The sequence below is a fragment of the Photobacterium sp. 53610 genome (genome assembly GCF_036409375.1).
In the GTDB taxonomy this organism is placed as follows: Bacteria; Pseudomonadota; Gammaproteobacteria; order Enterobacterales; family Vibrionaceae; genus Photobacterium.
Genome location: NZ_JAXOFS010000006.1, coordinates 190,789 through 212,195, shown reverse-complemented (window position 1 = coordinate 212,195; position 21,407 = coordinate 190,789). Strand labels below are relative to the sequence as shown.

20 protein-coding genes and 1 pseudogene are annotated in these 21,407 nt (G+C 47.5%); 9 read left to right on the top strand and 12 right to left on the bottom strand.

Going from position 1 to position 21,407, the window contains the following annotated elements:
* The 3 genes and pseudogenes from SPK40_RS16375 to sstT all read left to right on the top strand — a co-directional run.
* Window positions 1–623 (top strand): annotated as a pseudogene (locus tag SPK40_RS16375) (hypothetical protein); the annotation flags it as partial.
* Window positions 624–649: 26 nt separating this feature from the next.
* On the top strand, window positions 650–2,371 hold the full coding sequence (locus tag SPK40_RS16370) for a BatD family protein (RefSeq protein ID WP_330961189.1): 1,722 nt from the start codon (window positions 650–652) through the stop codon (window positions 2,369–2,371).
* A 359-nt stretch (window positions 2,372–2,730) separates the two neighbouring features.
* On the top strand, window positions 2,731–3,969 hold the full coding sequence (gene sstT, locus SPK40_RS16365) for a serine/threonine transporter SstT (protein ID WP_248142587.1): 1,239 nt from the start codon (window positions 2,731–2,733) through the stop codon (window positions 3,967–3,969).
* Between the two features lie 105 nt (window positions 3,970–4,074).
* Here the strand turns inward: sstT and SPK40_RS16360 are convergent, their stop codons facing one another.
* The 4 genes from SPK40_RS16360 to SPK40_RS16345 all read right to left on the bottom strand — a co-directional run bounded on the left by SPK40_RS16360 (window position 4,075) and on the right by SPK40_RS16345 (window position 7,389).
* On the bottom strand, window positions 4,075–4,266 hold the full coding sequence (locus SPK40_RS16360) for a YtxH domain-containing protein (protein ID WP_248142588.1): 192 nt from the start codon (window positions 4,264–4,266) through the stop codon (window positions 4,075–4,077).
* A 392-nt stretch (window positions 4,267–4,658) separates the two neighbouring features.
* Window positions 4,659–5,900: a cysteine desulfurase-like protein gene (locus tag SPK40_RS16355; RefSeq protein ID WP_330961188.1), complete on the bottom strand. Its 1,242-nt coding sequence runs from the start codon at window positions 5,898–5,900 to the stop codon at window positions 4,659–4,661.
* Window positions 5,890–6,540 carry a 2OG-Fe dioxygenase family protein gene (locus SPK40_RS16350; protein ID WP_330961187.1) on the bottom strand — a complete coding sequence of 217 codons (651 nt, stop codon included), beginning with the start codon at window positions 6,538–6,540 and terminating at the stop codon, window positions 5,890–5,892. The genes SPK40_RS16355 and SPK40_RS16350 overlap by 11 nt, the downstream gene beginning before the upstream one ends.
* 516 nt (window positions 6,541–7,056) lie before the next feature.
* Window positions 7,057–7,389, bottom strand: coding sequence for a hypothetical protein (locus SPK40_RS16345; RefSeq protein WP_330961186.1), 333 nt, complete (start codon window positions 7,387–7,389; stop codon window positions 7,057–7,059).
* A gap of 136 nt (window positions 7,390–7,525) precedes the next feature.
* Between SPK40_RS16345 and SPK40_RS16340 the strand changes: the two genes are divergently transcribed.
* Window positions 7,526–8,095, top strand: coding sequence for a DUF6942 family protein (locus tag SPK40_RS16340; RefSeq protein WP_330961185.1), 570 nt, complete (start codon window positions 7,526–7,528; stop codon window positions 8,093–8,095).
* A gap of 108 nt (window positions 8,096–8,203) precedes the next feature.
* A complete protein-coding gene (locus tag SPK40_RS16335) occupies window positions 8,204–9,349 on the top strand; it encodes a cation:proton antiporter domain-containing protein (RefSeq protein WP_330961184.1) in 1,146 nt (381 codons plus the stop codon).
* A 7-nt stretch (window positions 9,350–9,356) separates the two neighbouring features.
* Here the strand turns inward: SPK40_RS16335 and SPK40_RS16330 are convergent, their stop codons facing one another.
* Window positions 9,357–9,863: a hypothetical protein gene (locus tag SPK40_RS16330; protein ID WP_330961183.1), complete on the bottom strand. Its 507-nt coding sequence runs from the start codon at window positions 9,861–9,863 to the stop codon at window positions 9,357–9,359.
* Between the two features lie 133 nt (window positions 9,864–9,996).
* Window positions 9,997–10,389, bottom strand: coding sequence for a hypothetical protein (locus SPK40_RS16325; RefSeq protein ID WP_248142595.1), 393 nt, complete (start codon window positions 10,387–10,389; stop codon window positions 9,997–9,999).
* Between the two features lie 460 nt (window positions 10,390–10,849).
* On the opposite strand from SPK40_RS16325, the gene SPK40_RS16320 reads away from it, so the two are divergent.
* Window positions 10,850–11,893: a GMP reductase gene (locus SPK40_RS16320; protein WP_330961182.1), complete on the top strand. Its 1,044-nt coding sequence runs from the start codon at window positions 10,850–10,852 to the stop codon at window positions 11,891–11,893.
* A gap of 849 nt (window positions 11,894–12,742) precedes the next feature.
* Here the strand turns inward: SPK40_RS16320 and SPK40_RS16315 are convergent.
* Window positions 12,743–13,555: a hypothetical protein gene (locus SPK40_RS16315; RefSeq protein WP_330961181.1), complete on the bottom strand. Its 813-nt coding sequence runs from the start codon at window positions 13,553–13,555 to the stop codon at window positions 12,743–12,745.
* Between the two features lie 51 nt (window positions 13,556–13,606).
* On the bottom strand, window positions 13,607–13,984 hold the full coding sequence (locus tag SPK40_RS16310) for a hypothetical protein (RefSeq protein ID WP_330961180.1): 378 nt from the start codon (window positions 13,982–13,984) through the stop codon (window positions 13,607–13,609).
* A gap of 255 nt (window positions 13,985–14,239) precedes the next feature.
* Between SPK40_RS16310 and SPK40_RS16305 the strand changes: the two genes are divergently transcribed.
* Together SPK40_RS16305 and SPK40_RS16300 are read left to right on the top strand one after the other, a co-directional pair.
* A complete protein-coding gene (locus SPK40_RS16305) occupies window positions 14,240–15,547 on the top strand; it encodes a mechanosensitive ion channel family protein (protein ID WP_248142599.1) in 1,308 nt (435 codons plus the stop codon).
* Window positions 15,548–15,725: 178 nt separating this feature from the next.
* A complete protein-coding gene (locus SPK40_RS16300) occupies window positions 15,726–16,496 on the top strand; it encodes a hypothetical protein (protein WP_330961179.1) in 771 nt (256 codons plus the stop codon).
* Window positions 16,497–16,588: 92 nt separating this feature from the next.
* Here the strand turns inward: SPK40_RS16300 and SPK40_RS16295 are convergent, their stop codons facing one another.
* Window positions 16,589–16,948: a hypothetical protein gene (locus SPK40_RS16295; protein ID WP_330961178.1), complete on the bottom strand. Its 360-nt coding sequence runs from the start codon at window positions 16,946–16,948 to the stop codon at window positions 16,589–16,591.
* Window positions 16,949–17,381: 433 nt separating this feature from the next.
* On the opposite strand from SPK40_RS16295, the gene SPK40_RS16290 reads away from it, so the two are divergent.
* Window positions 17,382–18,428, top strand: a complete 1,047-nt coding sequence (locus tag SPK40_RS16290) for a hypothetical protein (RefSeq protein ID WP_330961177.1) — start codon at window positions 17,382–17,384, stop codon at window positions 18,426–18,428.
* Between the two features lie 84 nt (window positions 18,429–18,512).
* On the opposite strand, the gene SPK40_RS16285 is transcribed toward SPK40_RS16290, so the two are convergent.
* From SPK40_RS16285 to SPK40_RS16275, 3 genes are read right to left on the bottom strand one after another with little or no spacing between them, the layout of a single operon-like run.
* A complete protein-coding gene (locus tag SPK40_RS16285; protein ID WP_330961176.1) occupies window positions 18,513–19,553 on the bottom strand; it encodes a hypothetical protein in 1,041 nt (346 codons plus the stop codon).
* Window positions 19,550–20,338 carry a VOC family protein gene (locus SPK40_RS16280; protein WP_330961175.1) on the bottom strand — a complete coding sequence of 263 codons (789 nt, stop codon included), beginning with the start codon at window positions 20,336–20,338 and terminating at the stop codon, window positions 19,550–19,552. Before SPK40_RS16280 ends, SPK40_RS16285 begins: the two co-directional genes overlap by 4 nt.
* Before the next feature lie 9 nt (window positions 20,339–20,347).
* Window positions 20,348–21,397 (bottom strand): ferritin-like domain-containing protein, encoded by a 1,050-nt coding sequence (locus SPK40_RS16275; RefSeq protein WP_330961174.1) that lies wholly within the window; start codon window positions 21,395–21,397, stop codon window positions 20,348–20,350.
* Window positions 21,398–21,407 lie beyond the last annotated feature (10 nt).

The window sequence follows — 21,407 nt, the reverse complement described above, 5'->3', positions numbered from 1 at the left end:
AACAAGGCCAACAAGGCCAACAAGGCCAACAAGGCCAACAAGGCCAACAAGGCCAACAAGGCCAGAATTCTCAGTCAAATCAAGCTGCAGGTAAACAGTCCGGTTCGCAAAACAACCAGGGCGCTACCGGACAGCAATCCTCCGGAGAGAGAAACGCCCAACAACAAAGGCAACCGTCTGATCCTTCATCCGGTACAGATGATCAGTCAGCGCAAGCTGAATCTGGGAAATCGGCTCAGTTTGAGCAACAACCGGGTTCACCGAATCAGGGTGATGAACAGCAACAAGTATCTCAGCCGGATTCATCAGCGACTGAACAGCAGCGCCATGCCCGATCAGAATCTGATGCTTCTTCAGAAGACTCTCAGTCTGCTCAGACAGAAAAGCAAATTCAGACAAGCAAAACGAAAGAAGACAACAGTGATCAACAAAAAGATGATCAACTCGCAATCGGAAATCAAGACAATGCCACTGGCGATGACGTCGGCGGCCTGACGGCCAGCAACCCAACATTAAAAAAACTAGAGCAAATACCAGACAGTACCAGCGAATTAATCCAGGCGCAGATCCTGCTTCAGGCCAGAGAAAAAGACTCGCCTGATGCACCGGAAAACCGCTGGTAATGCGTCTACAGCAGCAAGGACTCACTATGAACGCCAAGCATTTCACCTTTATTTATCAACTCGTCCAAAACCGGGTCTGGGCAGGCGTGATACTTCTTATCGCAAGTTTGCTCTCTTACTCAGCCAACGCTGCACAGGTCGTGGCAACAGTCTCGTCCAATCAGGTTGGCATCAATGAAATCTTTGAGCTGAAGGTCAGTATTGATGACAGCGTCAGCAACAATGCCCTAGATCTGTCTCCGCTGAAGAAAGACTTCACCGTCGGCACGCCAAGTACCAGCTCGTTCAGCAGCTTTGTCAATGGTTCAGTAACCCGGCGGACCGAATGGCGGGTGGCACTGGCCGCAAAATCAACCGGCAAGCTGACCATTCCGGCTTTTCGGATTGGCGCAACCCGCTCTGACCCCATTGTCATCACCGTCAGTAACCAGCCGGGTCAAACCAGTCCGGCGACCGATCTTGCCATTGAAGTCACCGGCCGGATGGATAAGGACACCCTGTATGTCGGTGAAAGCCAGATTTATCAGGTTCAGATAAAAATTGGTGAGCAAATTGAGCAGGCCAGTCTGGCCTCCCCTCAGGGCGACGGCATTGATGTTGTTCAGGTTGGTAAAGATCATCAGGCTGATACCGTCTTAAACGGACGGCAATATACTATCATCAACCGGAAATACCGGATTACGGCCACCAAACCGGGCAATATCACCCTGCAAGGTGCCAAGCTGACAGGCACGGCATTTAAAAGCGGCAGAGGCCGCAGCGTCGGCTTGCGAATTCCGGTCAATATCCAGGCGGAACCAAAGTCTTTAGCGGTGAAGGGAAAACCGGACACCTATCAGGGACTCTGGTTGCCTACCGCTGACCTTCAGCTGTCACAGCAATGGCAGAATGACAGTGCTGAACTGAAAGTCGGCGAACCGGTGACCCGTGTCCTGACGCTGAAAATGAAAGGGACACCGCAAAGTCAGCTGCCTGATCTATCTCTGAGCTACCCGGACTCTGTCCGCGTTTACAGTGAAAAACCGGTCTATAGTCAGGAAAGTGACTACAGCGTTATGACATTGAAGCAGGTGATTATTCCGCGCCAGAGCGGCGCCATTTCTCTTCCGGCATTAAAAGTCAACTGGTGGAATACTGAGAAAGGCCAGCAGCAGCAAAGTCTTGCAGACGGCAAGACACTTCAGGTGAAACCAGACAGTACAGCCAATGCATCCAATCCACAGACACCGTCAGCAAGCAGTCAGGACAGCGATCAATCCTCGCAAAACCTGTCCCGTCAATCGCTGAACTCGTTGTCTGGCGATACGCCTCAGCAACAGGGCGTTGCACCATTCTGGCCGTGGCTGACACTTATTGTCACCATGCTCTGGATCATCACACTGGTACTCTGGCTGCGCGCACGCAAATTCACGGTCAAAGAGCCAAAGGTCTCAAGCGCCGCCAGCCATTCTGACCAATCCGCCAAAGCCGAACTGATCTCTGCGGTGCAATCAAATCAGCCGATGCTGATTCAGACCTGCTATCAGCGCTGGGATAAAACGCATCTGACTGAAACCTACCAACAGGATCTTGAAACAGAAATCGCCAGAATGATGCGTGCCTGCTATGGAAAATCTCCGACCAATTGGGATAACCGCCAATTACTGGCATTACTGAAACAGGAAACCACTGCCCAACACAAAGCTGGTCAGTCAGAAGCGCTGGCGCCACTGGTACCGGATTTACCCCCGGTCAGAAGTAAAGGCTAATGAGCGGTTTACTGCCCAATTCGTTTGAGATCTAACGGATTATGCAGCTTGTTTGTTACATCCGTTGCATTCTAATCCTGCCTTTATGGCAGGATTTTTTTTAACATTTAACATTCGGTGTTTTGCGAAGCATTCCACATAGCATACTGTCAAAGGCAGGAAAACAGGCAGATTGCTCTAAAAGCAGTAATTTATTATTGATAAGTTGCTCACAAAACACAGATTCCAGGAAGGTTAATGATGTGTAATCTAAAAGTTTATAAAAAGAAGTGTGGAAATCCATCGATTATCCTGTTACAAAACCACCCGCAAACAACATAAAACGCTTCCGAACCAACTCAAAACATTCAGGATGTAGTATGAGTCAACCACAACCATTCCTTGCAAAAATTGCCAATGGCAGTCTGGTTATCCAGATTCTTATTGGTATCGTGGCAGGTATCGTCCTTGCTGCTGTATCTACAGATGCTGCTATGAAAGTCGGTTTCCTTGGCAGTCTGTTCGTCAGTGCCCTGAAAGCTGTTGCCCCTGTACTGGTATTTATTCTGGTTGCATCTTCAATTGCAAATCAGAAGAAAGGTGCAAACACCAACATGAAACCAATCATCATGCTGTACCTGTTCGGTACACTGATGGCCGCGCTTACTGCAGTAACCCTGAGTTTCCTTTTCCCGACAACTCTGACTCTGGATGCTGGTACCGCGAATCAGGCTGCACCTGAAGGGATCGCGGAAGTTCTGAACACGCTGCTGTTCAAAGTGGTTGATAACCCGATCAATGCACTGCTGTCCGGCAATTACATCGGTATTCTGGCATGGGCTGTCGGTCTGGGTTTTGCCCTGCACTCAGCATCTGATGCAACGAAACAAGTATTCCAGGACATGTCGAACGGCGTTACGCTGATTGTTCGTTTCGTCATTCGTCTGGCACCGATCGGTATTTTCGGTCTGGTTGCGAAAACTTTTGCAGAAACCGGCTTTAGCGCTCTGGGTGACTACGCTCACCTGCTGGCTGTACTGCTGGGTTCTATGGCTATCATCGCGTTCATTGTGAACCCTGCGATCGTTTTCTACAAAACGAAACAGAATCCATACCCGCTGGTTCTGAAGTGTGTTCGTGAAAGTGGTATCACTGCCTTCTTTACCCGTAGTTCTGCTGCAAACATTCCAGTGAACATGCAACTGTGTAAAGAACTGGATCTGCATGAAGATACTTACTCTGTCTCTATCCCACTGGGTGCCACCATCAACATGGCTGGTGCAGCAATCACAATCACTGTACTGACACTGGCTGCCGTGAATACACTGGGTATTCAGGTTGATCTGCTCACTGCCCTGCTGCTGAGTGTTGTCGCTGCAGTTTCTGCATGCGGTGCTTCTGGTGTTGCAGGTGGCTCTCTGCTGCTGATTCCACTGGCTTGCAGCCTGTTCGGTGTATCGAACGAAGTTGCGATGCAGGTCGTTGCGATCGGTTTCATCATCGGTGTGATTCAGGACTCTGCCGAGACTGCGCTGAACAGCTCAACTGATGTTATCTTTACCGCTGCTGCATGCCGCGCAGCTGAAGCTGAAGCAAACGGTCAAACAGCCAAAGCTTAAGCAACTGTAATACACTGTCTGAGACAGCTGACAGTCAAATGAAACGGCGACCCCAGGGTCGCCGTTTTGACATCTGTACCAGCCCATCACCGATGAGCGATGCGATTAGTTTTGCAGAGATCCCAGCTGCTTGTTCAGAGCATCTTTGGCATCTGCTGCCTGGTCACCCATATCCTCCAGCAGATCATGCGCTTCTTCCATCGGACGTGAATCAAGCATATCTTCAATCTGATCTTTATAGGTCACGCCGATATAAATCCCCAGGCCCACCAGAGCAATCACAATATATTTCAACATTTTCTGTCTCGCTGTTATGAAGGGTCATCCAACCCTGAAAATTTTTCACAAGCATTATAACGATATCATAGATGAGAAACGTGCAAGCTTGCTTCCAGATTCGTATTCCGGATTTGTACTGACCGAATGGTACAAAAGAATGCTCAAGCTCTCTCACCTTCCTCAGAAAGAAGACGAGGGACAACCACAGTGACCGGATACTTTCGAAATCTGATGACTCAGGCCCCTTCCTGTGAAGTAATGCCAAGAACATGCAAGTGCAGCTGACCCGGAAGCCGTAAGATTTGAAGTCTGGCCGGCAAACAACGACAAAGCCCACGCGTACGTGGGCTTTGATATATATGGCTTGTAATAAAGCCTGTGACAGGATGTTCAGCAATACGCTGTAATAATTATTTTGTTTTTAAGAATGGAGACAAAGCTTCAAACAGTTTGTCAATTTCTTCTTTGGTATTGTAGTGCATAAAACCGATACGAATGACGCCACCACTCTCAAGAATACCCAGCTGGCGACACAGGCCTAATGCGTAGAAATGGCCATTCCAGACACACATGTTCTGCTGACCGAGCCGGAATGCTATATCCGACGGCGGGACATCTTCAACACGAATCGCGAAAGTTGGCGTACGTTCTGCGAGTTGCGTCTCATCCTCAATTCCAAACAATGACACATTGCTGAACTTTTTGACCCAATTCAGGAAATGCTGACTCAGCGCTTCTTCATGAGTCTGATACTGTGCATAGCTCGTTTCCAGACGCTGCCGCAGATTCTGCTCCGGTGTTCCCCACTGAGCTAGATAGTCAATTGCCGCAATCACGCCGGCCAAACCTTCAAAGTTCTGCGTGCCGGTTTCAAAACGCCCCGGACCAATGTCCGTCGCCGGTTCTACTTTGTATGGTTTCAGCGTTTGCAGCCACTGCGGAGCCACATAAGCAATGCCAACGTGGGGTCCGAAAAATTTATATGCTGAACAAGCGAGGAAGTCGCAGCCAAGTGCCTGAACATCTACCAGTTTATGCGGTGCATAATGAACCGCATCCACATAAACCTTCGCTCCGACACGATGCGCCGCTTCAACAATTCGGGCTACATCCACCACAGAGCCGGTTGTGTTCGATGCATAAGTCACCGCAACCAGTCGTGTTTTCTCATTCAGCAGCGACTCAAAATGTGCATAGTCCAGCGTACAGTCATCTTCGTTGACCCGAACCTGGCGAACCAGCACGCCTTTATCATCCGCAGCCTGCTGCCAGCTGGACACATTGGAATAATGATCCAGTGAAGTCACAATCACTTCATCACCCTGCTGCCAGTCACGCGAAATCGCACGGCTGAGCTGGAAGGTCAGCGACGTCATGTTCGGACCAAAAACAATGTTGTCTGGTGAAGGGGCATTCAGCAGCGCTTGTACAGCCTGACGGGCGGACGCCATCAGTGACACCGTCACCTCACTCGAGAAAAAAGCGCCACCCAGGTTTGAGTTATAGCGGCCCAGATAATCCGTCATCGCCTGAAGCACTGTCGAAGGCACCTGCGAACCACCCGGGCCATCAAAGAAATATACAGGTTCGTTATTCACCCGCTGATTCAGTGCGGGAAATTGCTGACGAACCTTCGCCACATCAAAGTGCATAATTTGTCTCCCGGGCCGTCAGAACAAACAGGTCCATATAACCTTGCTGATCTTGTTTCACCGCTTTGATCGGACGCGCGTTATGCCAGAGCTGATTATCCGCCAGAATAGCAACCTCACCCTGCTCCAACTCCATGCTCAGAATGGGCAAATCATCTTTCGTTTTGTAGACCAGGAACTCACCACCTTCGATGTTCTCGCGACCAAAGCCGATTACGGCGATATGATCAAAGCCATCCTGATGGACACCTTCCGGCGCAACCTGAGTTTCTCCGTCCAGCGCAGCGATACGAATCTGATGAATTTCAATTTCCTGATCGTCTGACAGTGCATTGGCACGCTTGAATACTTCACACATCTCGCGCATACCCGTACTGTAAACAATCTTGTCTTCCAGCGGTTCAAATGTCCGGGCGACATTACCCTGAAAATGATTGATTTCATCCGACTGCATAAATGCTCTTTGCGGCAGATGCTCAATACCATTAGCGGTCGCTTTCACAATCGAATAGCGACGCAAACGGTATTCACCGTCGGCATGACCTGTTTTGGGAAGATGATTAAACGAAGGAGACAGATCGCTGATAGCCTGTCCACTTAGTTGGGTGAGTTGAAGGGTACGATCCACTGAAACACTCATTGCATCTGCTCCTCTTAGCAAGCGCCATATCCATAGCAACACCCTGCATCCAGCAAGGCGTACGTCTCAGCCTGCACGACAATGCAAACATCGATTAACAATTTCATTACACAAGAGGATAAAGAAAAATTCGTTTTTGCCAACACCTTGCAGTGATAAACTTCATCAACTAGAGATAATTCAGTTAATAGCTCTACCCAAGTGAAAAACACTGGCCTATTAAACCAGATTTTTCTACTGGACCCTTGAAAAACCAGAGTTCTTTGCTAAGGAGTAATGTAAGCCATTGATATTAAATGATTTGGCTTTTTGATTCTGATTCCAAAAGCCATCTCAGATCACATCAAAAACCAGTTTATTATGCTGTTTGTGATAAAAATCCCATTCAAAATATTGTTATCGAATTGAATCATGACGTGATATTCGAATGAAGAAAGCCTCCCTGCCGCACACCAAAATGGTTAACGTCAGGAAGGTTAAAACTGGAGGATTTCAAAGAGACTGGAGGATCGTAAGTTATGGACGTTGTGACGTGTAAACGTACTTGTCACCAGATTGCTTATAAAAAGCATTGTCGATAACGGCGTAGGTTATCCCGGAAATCACCGCAAAAGTCACCAGTTCCGGTAAGTTCGATCTGTGATATTCTCTACGCGGCCGCTCATGCACCACGACAACATCCCGATGGTGATAGTGTCTTGGTTCATGATAATGATGTTTATGTCTGTGTTTGTGCTTGTAGTACTTTCGATGTTCATGGCCGTATCCATGATCTCTGCCACCATGAGCCCAGCTCATTGCTGGCATGACCAAAGACAGACACAGCGCACCAATCCATAGATTTTTCATAGAATGCCACCTGTTCTTTTGCATTTATGTACAGCGTACATATAGCTTGGTAAAGCAGTGTCAATATCAGGTAAAGCTTAAGTAAAATCACGCAACATTCATTCAACACTCTGCATATTCAAGACAATCGACACAGATGCCTGAAAATAACGACAAGATCGCCCCTGAAAACAACAACCACCTGATCGGGCTGGGCTGCCCGGATTTCACCTTCGCGGCTTATATCGAGAACCGTCCTGATATGCCCGGAATGGCAACGCTTGATCAATTGCAACCTGCAATCCCAGGAGAGATTGACAGCATTGGTCAGGCTTGCGGCAACGGGTGGCGAAAAGTGTTTAATGTTTATGCCAAACTGATTGGCGCCCTGGATCACCAGCGATTTCCCTTCGCCTCACAAGCACCAAGCTGGCAGCACTACCGGGATAATTTTTTACTCCAGCCATCCTGTCAGACTGCGCTGCTTTTCAGCCCGCCCGATCTGGCGACTGATTTGGCGTTCCCCCTCAAATACCACATCATCATGGGGCGAACATATGCCAAAAAGCTAATCAGCGCAGGTCAGCTGAACATTCCTCTGACCTGGCTGGATCACGAATTTGCCATCAACCGGGAACACAGACTGGTTGTCTGCCCGTATTTCGATTATCGGCAGCTCTCCAACATCAAAATTGAACGTTTGGCAGCAATTCTCGCAGAATTCTGAACCTGAAAAGCAAGCAAAACTCCCCGGGAATTAAAAACATCTATGCTTTTAAAATGTCATTTCTGATTCTGATCGCCCGGGGGCCGTATGCTGAATGAGCTGCAAACCATGATTTTCGAAATCGGAATCATTGTGGTCAGTTCAGCATTATTGGGGACACTTTTTCTCTATGCCCGCCAGCCCATTATTCTGGCTTATATTGCCGCTGGCATCGCCCTTGGCCCCAGCGGCCTCGGAATGTTGTCGGATAATGACCGGATTATTCAGTTCGGACAGTTCGGCGTCATTCTGCTGTTATTTCTGCTTGGCCTGAACCTGCAGCCTTTTAAACTCATCAGCCTGTTTCAGGAAAGTGCCCTGATCACACTGGGCACCTGCTGCCTTTTTTTTCTGGTCACCCTGGGATTCGGATGGTTGATTGACCTGTCTCTGGCTGACGCACTGGTCGCTGCAGCCGCACTGATGTTTTCCAGTACGGTGATCGGTTTAAAGCTGATTCCGACGACCACACTGCACCATCAGCGTCTTGGGGAAGTGATGACAAGCGTCTTACTGATCCAGGATATGCTGGCCATTATCGTCATTCTGTTTATGAACGTCCGCACCCCGGATGCCATGCTCAGCGCGTTCGGACTCATTCTGATGAAACTGGCGCTCCTTTGCTTGCTGGCTTATCTGGGCGTGCGCTATCTGGTATTGCCCTTGTTCCGTCGCTTCGATGTGATTCAGGAGTATACCTTCGTGGCTGCACTGGCCTGGTGCCTGCTCTGGGCAGAAACAGCACATCTGGCTGGCCTTTCCTATGAGATCGGCGCCTTTGTCGCCGGACTTTCCATCGCAATCAGCCGGGTGGCCCAGGCCATTTCCCTGCACCTGAAGCCTTTAAGAGAGTTTTTCCTGATTCTGTTTTTCTTCGCTGTCGGAGCAAAAATGGAATTCACACGGGGAGATGTGGTGCTGCTGTGGGGATGTTTGTTTGGTGTGATTTTAATTGTGGTGAAGGCGTTCGGTTTTGCATTTGCACTAAAACTGGCCCGTGAAAAGGCGACCCGCGAGTTATCGGCCCGCTTAAGTCAGGCCAGCGAGTTTTCGCTCTTACTGGCCTATACTGCGCTGACCGCCGGACTGGTCTCCGATCAGGGGATGTTATTTATTCAGGCGGCCACCCTGACCACCTTCATTTTATCGACTTACTGGGTTGTGAGTCGTTTCCCGACCCCGATTTCCAGTGCTAAAAACCTACGGAAAGACTAGTTTCCAACTATGCCGTACGACGCTGGCATTGCATTGAGAAATGGTCATGCGGCGTAATGTGGTACCACATTTCAAACTTCGCCGTGTTTTTTCCTTTCAGCACAGGCTGAAGGAAGATACGGTAACCCATTAAATCACGTTGCGCATCGTAGCCGAACGGATCCGCCTTATACGGATCAACCAGAATTTCCCGTTTCATCGAAACAGGTTTCAGCCGGTACTGGCCTTCGTGCGCTTCAAGCAGGTAATCAACGAAGAGGTTGAACTCCAGTTCCGTTTTCCCCTGCTCCTGATAGCGAATCCATTCTTTTGAAACCACTTTGCCATCACGATGAATGTCGTAATTTACCCAGCTTTCTTCCTTTTCTGATGCTTTTTTATCGGGCAAACATTGCCATTTTCCGACCAGCTCCGACATAGAAGCAAAATCTGTAACATCTGATTTCGCTGCAAGAACAGGCTGTGTCACCAGCAGCATCATTGCCAGGCATCCGCCCTGCGTCCATGACATCATCCATTAACCCTCTTTATTGTGGCTGCAAAACCTAAGATAGCCGACTTCATCTCATGGCTCCACCCGGTAATTCCCAAAATCAGACATGAAAAAAGGAGCCACAGCTCCTTTTTCAGGTTGATTCATTTTCGATTCAGGATGGTTTCGCCTGAAGCTGATCAAGCCCCTCATCAGATGTCTGAGAAGAAGGGGATGCCGCCTTAGCGTCCCGCTTCTCTGCCAGGTAAGCCAACAGATGACTTACCGGCACAATCGGCCCCATCATATTCACCCGCATTGGCGACCCGACTGCACCCAGGTGCAATTCTGCGTCATCCGATGCCGAGTAGTTGTACTTATAGTTAAATTTGTCGGTTGCCAGATGGAGCAAATCAAACTCCTTCCGATGGCAGGAAATATACGCACGCCAATACATTGCATCCAGCACTTCCCCGGGGTTGAAGGCCCGAAGAATAAAGCGCCAGCTGCCATCCTCACCGTAAAAATCCAGCGGGAATATTTGCTTTATTTTTCTTTTGCTTAACAAGGTAAATCTATCCACTTAGCCAGCGAGACACTTGGATCTGTTTACCTTTCGTCATCAGCTGGCATCACGCAGTCGAAAGAAACGCTGCCGATCCGGTCCGGCGCAACACGTTTAATACCGGACAAATAACAACCACGAAAGATAATCAGACCCTCGGATTATCCTAGGATTAGGTCAGATTGGAAGAAAAAAAAGCAAAAAAATGACAATTTTGACAATTCGTTTCCGAATTCTCAGGAGGAATAACGGGGATGTAATCTTCGGGAGGATACCAGAAAAAAAATGCATATTTCAGACTTGTGGAAAAATTTTCTCCACCTATAATGCTGAAAACCGGAGCGTCTGCCAACGCTCCGGTTTTTTTGTGCCTGCTCTTCAGACAATGAAGCTATCTACCAATAGTTCATACTCTGAAGAGCAATATCCGATAGCAACACTGAAGACAGATAAGGAAACTTCAATGCGTATCGAACAAGACCTGAAATTGGGATTCAAAGATGTACTGTTTCGTCCGAAACGTTCAACGCTGAAAAGCCGATCTCAAGTTGAATTAACCCGCGATTTTACATTCAAGCACAGTGGCCGTCAATGGTCTGGCGTGCCGATTATCGCGGCCAATATGGATTCTGTCGGCAGCTTCGACATGGCTGCTGCACTGGCGAAACACAATGTCATGACCGCCATTCATAAACATTACTCCGTGGATGACTGGGCAGGCTTTGTTCACAGCAACGGTGCTGATGTCCTGAAACATGTGATGGTTTCCACCGGCACTTCAGATGCGGATTTCCAGAAAACCAAAGACATCATGGCTCTGTCTGACGATCTGCTATTTATCTGCATCGACATCGCGAACGGTTATTCTGAACATCTGGTTGAGTACGTTGAAAAAGTCCGCGCAGCCTTCCCGGATAAAGTGATCAGCGCCGGAAACGTCGTCACCGGTGATATGGTTGAGGAACTGATTCTGGCCGGTGCTGACATTGTCAAAGTCGGGATTGGTCCGGGTTCTGTATGCACCACCCGCGTGAAAACAGGTGTCGGCTACCCGCAACTGTCTGCCATTATCGAATGTGCCGACGCAGCGCACGGTCTGGGCGGTCAGATCATCGGCGACGGCGGCTGCACCTGCGCCGGTGACGTCTCCAAAGCCTTCGGTGGCGGCGCCGATTTCGTCATGCTCGGCGGCATGCTGGCCGGCCATGAAGAAAGTAACGGTGAGATCGTTGAAAAAGACGGCAAAACCTACATGAAATTTTATGGGATGTCTTCACAGAGCGCGATGGACAAGCATTCCGGCGGTGTTGCCAACTATCGTGCCGCTGAAGGAAAAACCGTACTATTGCCATACCGTGGCCCGGTTGAAAACACCATCCAGGATATCATGGGCGGCGTGCGCTCAACCTGCACCTACGTTGGCGCGGCGAAGCTCAAAGAGTTGACCAAACGCACCACTTTCATCCGTGTTCGTGAGCAAGAAAATAACGTGTACGGGAAAGAATAACTCGGTTTTTCCGAAGTGTTTAAGGCCGCATTTGAGCGGCCTTTTTCATACCCAAAATCACCAAGTGTCTACAAAATGGCGACTTGGTATTTGTAGACAAGAGCTTTGACAAAGCAATTTCAGGCCAATATCTGATCAAAATTGACGGTGATGTGTCCATCAACTCTCTTTAAAAGCTGCCTGGCAACAAGGTAGCGATTGAGTTCTCCAACTCTACAGTACAGTTGAATGAAAGGGATATTGAGGTTTTGGGAAGGTTTAGGTAATTAACTTAAAACACAAATTAAAGTTGAAAATCTAGTGAAAAATTAAAAAATGACATTCTAATCTTTGAAACATTACTGTTATTTGTTGACCAAATGGCACAGGTAAGAGCTTTTTCACAAAAATTCTGTACTCTATATTTACATGCGCCGAAACCATAAGTATATCCAAAGAATTTATCTATTATTTGTCAACACAATTCAATTCTTTGAAGATATTAAAGAAGATTTTATAGAGAATAAATTATTGGCAAAGAAATTAGACCAATTACATGGACACATGACCCAATTTCTAGGTGAGCTTGAAGAAAAATCTGACAACTCTTTTAAGAGTAATCAAAGAACATTCGAACTTTTATGTAAATTCATTAAAGAAACTCTGATGAATTCAAGGAAACCCTCGGCTATGCAGACGACTTCGGTGACGATAGCATTTTCTACTACCCCGGTGAAGGCCAGGAAGGTGACATGGAAATTATGAGCGGGAACAAGGCCATTTTGAACAACAGAAAAATGGCCGCACCATTCATATATTCAAGTATGTGCGTAATGGAAAATCCGACTAAGCTTATGGAAATGATTATATTCAGGCTTTCTCTAAAACCTTATTAATATCAATTGGCTCATAAAATTGTGAAAAACGTTTTTTTAAATTAAAATCAATAAGGTTCACCCCATCAAATTCACAAACCTTATTAATCTGACCTAGTATTATTTCAGAATTCATAATTAATTTTTTTATGATATTTAGGCTGTTATTATTTTCAGTATAATCGATTATATTATACTTACCATCTTTATAAAACAGCTCCAGCTCCCTATATGTATACTCAGTCAAATAATATGAAAGAATAGTGGTCATTGATTGACCATATCCTTGAATAGTGGATAGTTTTATCTTATTATCACGTTTAAAATCTTCAGCTATTACTTCAATCGAATTTTTCAACGATTCAATGTCGAAAATCAGTTGATCTGAAATTGTATAATCACCAGATTTTGAGTTTGGGAAAATCTGATCATGAATTATTCTTGCACCTTTCATGTTCCTAAAATTAAATTGCTCCAACCATTTCTCAAATTCTTCTCTGTGTTTATAGTAATTAGAGAAATTATTCTGAATACCATTTAATCGTATTTGTTCTTTCGTTTGCTCAGAACGATGATTCGCAGCAAGCAAGGCAACTAAAGGGATAATCAATGCAAGTACACCAAGTGGCACCTTGAATACAACAATGAAGTTGTTAAACCCAAGATATGAGAAATCCCACACCAAAAATGAATTTACGATAATTGCAGCTGAAATCAACACAGCAATACCAGTTAATAAACCAATTACTATCCATACAACACCAAGGCTCAGAAAGCTTTTATTTGGGTCAAACCATTTTGAAAACACGATTACTCCTTTATCTTAATTTTTGTAGTAACTAAATCATGATTCATTGTTTTATCTAACTTTGTCTGGTTCGACAGCCACAGGAAATCCGCAAGATGGATATTTTTGAACTGCTTCCAGCAACTCATCAACAGTCGCAGTTTTAGAATCTACCCAAGGATACTCAAACACCTTTTGCTGAGCCAAAGGAACATCCGATGCCGCAATAAAACCAACTCCAGGCTCACCAGTTTTATTAAAAATAATAACAGTTATAGGCAGAAGATCTTTCAGAATGCAATATGACTGAATTAGTTCTAGAATTTGTGACAGTGCGTACTGAGAAACACCAATAAGTTTACCAACAATACCATATGAAACCATATATCTACTTGATGCAGCTGAACTTAGCAAAGGCCAAATTTGAGCAGCCCTTTCTTGAACTTTCATTTTACCTCTGCATACATAGGTGACATTTCATGCGGTATTTTTTCACAGAGACAAAACAACTACTTAGATGAAAGTCACAATTGATAAATTGAGAACACTAACGCTGCAAACGTTAACAAGCATAGATAAAACGGATGCCATTGCTCCAACACTTCCATCGATCGTCACAATCTTTAACCCTTTGCCTCATGTAGATAAACGTGTATTCGTGCTACATTGGCGGCTGGTTTTTGATTGAAGGCAGCAAAATTTTCCATGCTTACGGAATGGTTCAACTCTCATCAGATAGATGTTCAACGCCTGATCGACCTTGGTGAAGCGCTGGGTCTGATCGCCGCGATTTCCATTGTGATTCATTTAATTCTGCATCGCGGGGTCATTCTGTGGTTAAACCGGTTTACAGGTCACAGTGAAACGCTCTGGCACAAAGCCGTATTTGGCCAGAAATTATTCAGCCGGTTTGCCCTGCTGATTCAGGGGATTGTCATTGCGATTCAGGCACAGCTCTGGCTTTCCGATGAAAGTGCCGTCTATGAAATTCTGCAAACCCTCACCTCGCTTTGGATTGTTCTGTACGGTCTCCTGACACTCTTTGCCGTGCTTGGCGTGATTGAAGTTCTGCTGGGTCATACTCAGGCTGGCCGCAACATGCCGCTGAGAGGTATTTCCCAGAGCCTGAAGATCATTTTCTTTATTATCGCGGCACTGCTTGGTACCTCGATTCTGATTGGGAAATCGCCGGTGATCCTGCTCAGTGGTCTGGGTGCGATGACGGCGGTAATCATGCTGGTGTTTAAAGATCCGATTTTAGGTCTGGTGGCAGGTATCCAGCTTTCGGCCAATAAAATGCTGAGTGTGGGTGACTGGCTGGAAATGCCGAAATACGGCGCAAATGGAGACGTGATTGATATCAGTCTGACCACGGTGAAAGTGCAGAACTGGGATAAAACCATTACCACGATTCCAACCTACGCGCTGATTTCCGACTCATTCAAAAACTGGAAAGGGATGCAGCAGTCCGGAGGCCGACGGATTAAACGCAGCCTGTTGATCGATGCCACCAGCGTGCATTTTCTTTCTGAAGAAGAAACCCGCTACCTGCGCAAGGCACAGCTGCTGGAACCTTATATGAAAGATAAGGTAGAAGAAATCAGCCGGTATAACGAGCAAAGCCGCTCTGATCTGGCATGCCGTATCAATGGTCGACGGCTGACAAATATTGGTAGTTTTCGGGCATATCTGGAGCGATACCTGCGTCAGCACCCCAGTATTCATCAGCATATGACGCTTATGGTCCGCCAGCTGCCACCAACACATGAAGGCATATCACTGGAAGTTTACTGCTTTACCAATACCACGGTATGGGTAGATTACGAACGCATTCAGTCGGACATCTTCGATCATCTCTATGCGGTACTCCCAGAGTTTGGACTGCGTGTTTCTCAGGCACCGACAGGCCATGATTTCCGTGAATGGCAAACGTCTGCCAGTCATCGGCATTCCCAAAGCTCGGAAGCGATTGCAAGTGAATACCAACCTGCCGAATCGATGAGAATGAACTAACCAGCCGCCTGCATTTTCACGATCGTCTTCAGACAGCCGCATCATTCGATGCGGCTGTCTTGTTCTGTCCTGAAAGTCACAACGGTGCCCGTCTCAATGACGACCATTGGCGCAATCATAAAATTTTTCTTGAACATGGTCGCCATATGCACCTGTGTTTTTTCATATTTGGATCTTCATGATGAAGTTATTCGCTTTTACATTGATTCCATTCCTAGCGTTTCAAACGCAACTGGCTTTTGCCAATTCACTCCATCAAAGCACTTTGGTTGAAGAACAAAATGGCAAACGTGTGAGTTATAGTCATTTTCAAAGTCATGAACCGTCAGAATATCGTGCAACGACTCTGTATTCTCAGATTTCGAAAAAGAAGTATGATGAATTTCAACAGACTTTAGATAGTTTATCGATCATTGAACAAAGTCTGGTGCCATCCGAAGATGACTATGTTCTGAAAATCGATCAAGACAAATACAATGAACGCCTGCAATGGGCCATCCGTTTCATCTCGGGTCTGAAAGTCACGGAGACACAAATTAAGGAAGGGATCACCCTGTCTCAAAAAAAAGGGACACTTTATCGGCAACGTTTAGAACAGTACTCTGAAGCGACCGCAGCGAAAATGAGGCCAGATCGCTATACGGTATTCCTGACGCACACAACCACGGGCACCCCTTCAATCGCTATTCAATGGCCCGGATATTGCCGCCCTGACACAATGCCGGAGCGGAGTGATGTACTGGTCAACAATGTGACCGTCAAGATGAAGGTCAGTTGTGATTCAGAGCACCTGATGACGACGGTACCTGAATCCCCAAAAGCACTACAGCAACTGAAAGAGTCATTTTCCCGTGAAACGTGGGTGACGATGAAATTTCCGCAGAAAAAAGATGAAGTGAAATTCTGGACGGTCAACTTCCAGGAAAGCTGGGACGCCCTCACCAGGTAATCTGAATAGGTTCGGCCTGCATCTTCATGGCATCTCATCGCTGAGGTGCCTTTCTATTTCGGTGAACGCTATCACCTATCACCCTTTACCTATCAACTTATCAATCGCTCGCATTTGCGGCAGATCTTTTCCAGGAGCAACGCCCCGATAACCGGCAGGCAGTAAAACATCGCGTTTGTCGCAATGAAAAACAGCTGCTCTGCTTTAGGTGTAACCAAAAGAAACCAATGCATTTTTCTGTCGAGACCAAGAAACGCAGCCACCAGAACATACAGAACGGGTAAATGCTTTAATTGCAGCCTGAGCGCCAGAGCAATCGACACCATCAGGGCAGCCACAATCGTCGTGCCATGAACAATGCGTCCAAAGGTAAACTGAAATACCAAAGCCAACAGAATCATCATCGCAAGATAGATGATCGATTTCTTCAAGGCCGTTTTTAACCCGCTCATATGGCTCCAAAATGAATTCAACAAAATACCCTTCCTTATGGCGCTCTGATCAGATGATTTCTTAAATGTAACTGGCAATAAATAGAGCGCGAATAAGCCAAGCAGAAAGGGACAAGCATACAGGGATAGGTCCTTGACTCAATCGTACCTGTACCGTTAAGAAAGCGCCCCGTTACACAACGCTCACCCGCTCGCAGATTGGACACAAGCCCCGGAAAAGTGCCTGTCCCCGTTAGTCGTGTTCACCTACAATCATACCGTTTGATTCAATTTAAAATTTTCATGTGATCATCAGCTGTTCAATCAACCGAACCGGCAAAACAGAAAATACTTCAACACCTCAATACCATCGCATCAAAAAATATTAACCTCATTCAATTCGAACGATGATGGAATCTTTATATCGTTCACAACCGTATTCACGGAGGAAACAATGCACCCGATGATAATATTAATCCCTGTGTTATTAATTTTTTATTCTGCTCAGAGTTTTGCTTCCAACGGCGCCTGGATATTTGCACACAGAGCAAACAGCCCGGCATCCGTCAATCATGCAATTGATGACGGGCTGAATGCGATAGAAATTGATATTACGCATGCCTCGGAGATTTCACCCCGTATTCGGTGCAGTCAGGAAGAATGGTGTGCGTATCACCGGGGAGATGCCAAAGCTTATAATTTATCGGAGGTATTAAACACAGCCCATACAGGTACAGGCATCAACGGGGCAAGTATCAATCACATGGGTGCGGTCTGGCTCGATATAAAGTCAGGACAGCGCTCAGACGCAGAATATCAGACACTCACGCAAATCGTCGACCACGCTCTGGGTACAGGTGATGGCTCACTTCGGAAATTCTGGGGAGTATGGCCGGTCAGTCAGCTCGATACGGCCTATACACAAGTGATCAGGGCCGACATCTCCCGGTTTAAACGTCACCGGGAAAGTACGTTGATTATTGAAGTCGATAGCAACCGGGACAGTAATACTGCCGCGGAGAAGTGCAAATCATGGGAGATTCAGTGTGGTTTGTCTGCCGGGAATCCCTTTTTAGGGGATCTGGGCACGCATACAGGGCCTTCCTGGGATATGAATAATTTAAACTATCTCAGCGGCGATATTGCGCACAAGTCTCACATCAACTCTGTCTTTTTGTGGACGTTTAATTGGGGCGGCCCCTACGAAGATGACATGGTGAGGCTCTTATTTGGCCATCGGAAAGACTGGGAATATTTAGCCGGATTCAACTGGCAGTGCGGGCAGGAAGGCAATGGCGTTATTATTGGCCCCATCAATTCTGTTTACGCAGAAAATTTTTGTACCCAGGGCAATCATCACGATGCCTGTTCTGTTGCCATGGCAGCCATCCATGCAGGGCCGAATACCTTGGGTGACCGGAATACGGATGTCGGCCAGCCCAGAAACGCTTATGCCAGCCAAAACGCATTCAACTGCAATGCTTACTATCCGACTGACTAATCAGTAAAGTTTCGATGCGTCCCCTGAAAAAGCGCAGCTGCTGTCAAGGGACGCATTCAATCGATTACCCTGATTTTGCCCACCTTAATTTTTCAGTCTTGGCGGTTTCAAATCACTCCATACACCCGCACCACGCTGGCTGGGGACAGATTGTGGGACAGCTTGCAACGCTTTCGTGTCCTGTTGCTGCTGCGTGTCCTGCTGAGCGCTAAACAGCTGACATTTCGGCAAGGGTGTTGCGGTGCACATTTGCCCGACTCTGTCCCAGGTGTCTTTCGCATTCGGTTTCTGAGTCCGGAAGCTCGTGTAATTCTGGCTGACAATCGGGGCATTAGCAGTCGTAGTATCCCCGGAGAAATAGAACGACTGAGGATGCCGGTACCAGACACCGTTATTCGCATCCGGGGACGCGTTTTTATTGAAAGCATAACCGAACAAAATCGGCTCAGAGCCTTGTAATGTCAGGGCGTAAGCCTGAACCGAATCATTCAGCTGCGCACTTCGCTTTGCGCTGTAAGGCAAATGTTTGATGAAATCGCGTCGTGGCGGATGATTTTCCGGTGAAAACAAACAGCATTCCGGCATATCTGCGGGCCTGTCTTCCGGGTAAGTCAGGAAGTAAGCTTTATTCCCGAGCGAAATGAAGGAGCAGGTGTAATTGTTATTCTGAATCGGAAAAATCGGCAGACAGTACTTATCGTAATGCTCCATCATGGCACCCTCACCGTCCCCGTCAGACGGGCGATACGTGCTGTCGTAATACGTCGTGCCATACGACACGGTATAATCCTGTGCACTCAGCGTGGACGGCGGATTGGTATACGGTGGCGGATTACTCTGATAATTCTGAAAAACTCTGAACATGGTCCAGTCGCTGACCCAATATTCCGGATACTGAGGATCAGTGGGATCTCCCACCTGCCGTTTTGGCAGGCAAACACTCGCAGGTTCACAGCCGAAGTTATTGTGAACCCCCATAGTGAAGTAAACATCAGACGGTGCTTCTGCAGCGAACGTCTGCACATTCAGACTGAAGCTGCCTAAAATCAGACTCAACACCATGCTCACCGCTGACGCAGTCAACACAGACCGTCTGCGCAAAGAAATACCCTGTCGTTGTTTCATGCGCTGCCTCCCATCCGGCTGATTAAACCGAGCTGGTTCTGTTGAGGATCCGTAAACATTGCAATCGTGACGCTGTCCTTGCCTAATGTGACCGTTACCTGAGGCATCACTACCTGACCGCCTGACTGAACAATTCGCCCCAATGCCGATTCAAGATGGTTCACTTCAATATAAAAGCTGGCGAATTGATTAAATCCCGGCCTGTCGGCGATTTTTGCAATTCCGCCTTCCGGGCCTTGCGACTGTCCCGTGCTGATGGTCAGAAAAGGAGCTTCCGCAGTGCCAGTCTGCCGTATCTGCCAATCGAACAGTGACGCATAAAATTCATCAGCCAGGGTGATTGGCTCAGGCGTCACGATTTCATTGAACCGGAAAGGCGTGACAGGAACAGGAACCATCTGACCGTCCCGAGTCACCGGCTCCATCACACCAATCTGGTTTTGCTGCGGATCTGAAATCACCGCCAGACGGTACTGCCACTCTCCCAGCATTGATGACGCAGCAGGCATAACAATCTCTCCGCCCAGCGCAACAACCCCGGGCAGAAAGCTATCAATATCCCCGACCTGAACATAAAACAAAGTGGCCTGAGCAAACCCCGGCTCTGCCGAGGTTTGCGTCAGTAAGCCAGCCGGTGCATCGCCGGGTCTGTCCGGGAGAATGGCAAACAGCGCGCCCTGATCATCCATCTGCTGAAAGCACCAGCCAAACACTTCGCCATAGAAACGGCACAGCTCGGAAGGTGACGGCGTGACAATCTCATGAAAGATAAACGGATGACGCATAAGTCCTCCTTACACGTTGGTCGCAACGTACTGGAACGGCGGCGCAGCATATACGCCATTGCCCAGGTCAATGGTTACCATTTTCTGAACGCTCAGACGCAGCTCATACATCAGTCCCATCGCATGATCCAACTGCTGCGGTTCCCCGTTGAAGGTATGGTGCAGTGAGTTCAGGAGTGAGGAATAGGTGTAATTCGTCTGATCTGCATAACGCCGGGCCACACTGCCTGCCGGATAATCTTCCGCTTTGGCATTTGGTTTCAAGTTATACACATCATCCGGATTCAGCGGCACGGGCGCCCCGCTGAACGACCAGCCCACCGGAGAACCGGCATCTCTGACCAGACGTTTGCCGTAATAAATCTCAGCAAAACGATAATAGTGTGCCAGCTCACCCTCCTCATCGACTGGCGACTTACTGCTGCCCTCCCCCTGATCCACAATCAGTTGCAGCGCGCTGCAGGCACTCTCCACGTCCGTGACGGCCCACAGCTCATTGGATGGGAACCATTTGGTATCGGCCAGCTGACGACTGGGATCACCGGTAAAAATGCCGTCCCCTAATTGTTGAATCTTGTCAATAATGGCCTGATAAAACTCACCAATCGTGGTATAGGACGGGTCAGCTGCCAGCATGAGTTTCTCAACCGGGATATCAATCGGATTTGCCGGTTCCTCAATCGCCATGAAGACAGTTTTGACCTGTTCTTTGGTCAGCGGCGCCAGAGTAGCAACCAACCCCCGGTCTTCGCCAACGCCCATGGGTAACGGCCCCGGGAAAGTCGGCACGAACCCGGGCTTGTTTATTTGAGGCTGACCGCCAATCGCATTCAGCACGTTACAGGCTATGCTCATATGCAGCATTTCTTCAATCACCACACTGCGCACCAGATTCCCTGCTTCCACGTTCTGGGCCTGCTTCAGTGAAAACAGCCCTGTCAGGTAAACCGGAATCGTCGCATGCTCCAGTTCAATGGCATTTTGCAGGTAATAATGTAATTCCACGACATTAGTAATCCTGCGAATCTTTTCAACAACTTCCTTTTTGAGTTTCAACATGATCTTGCCC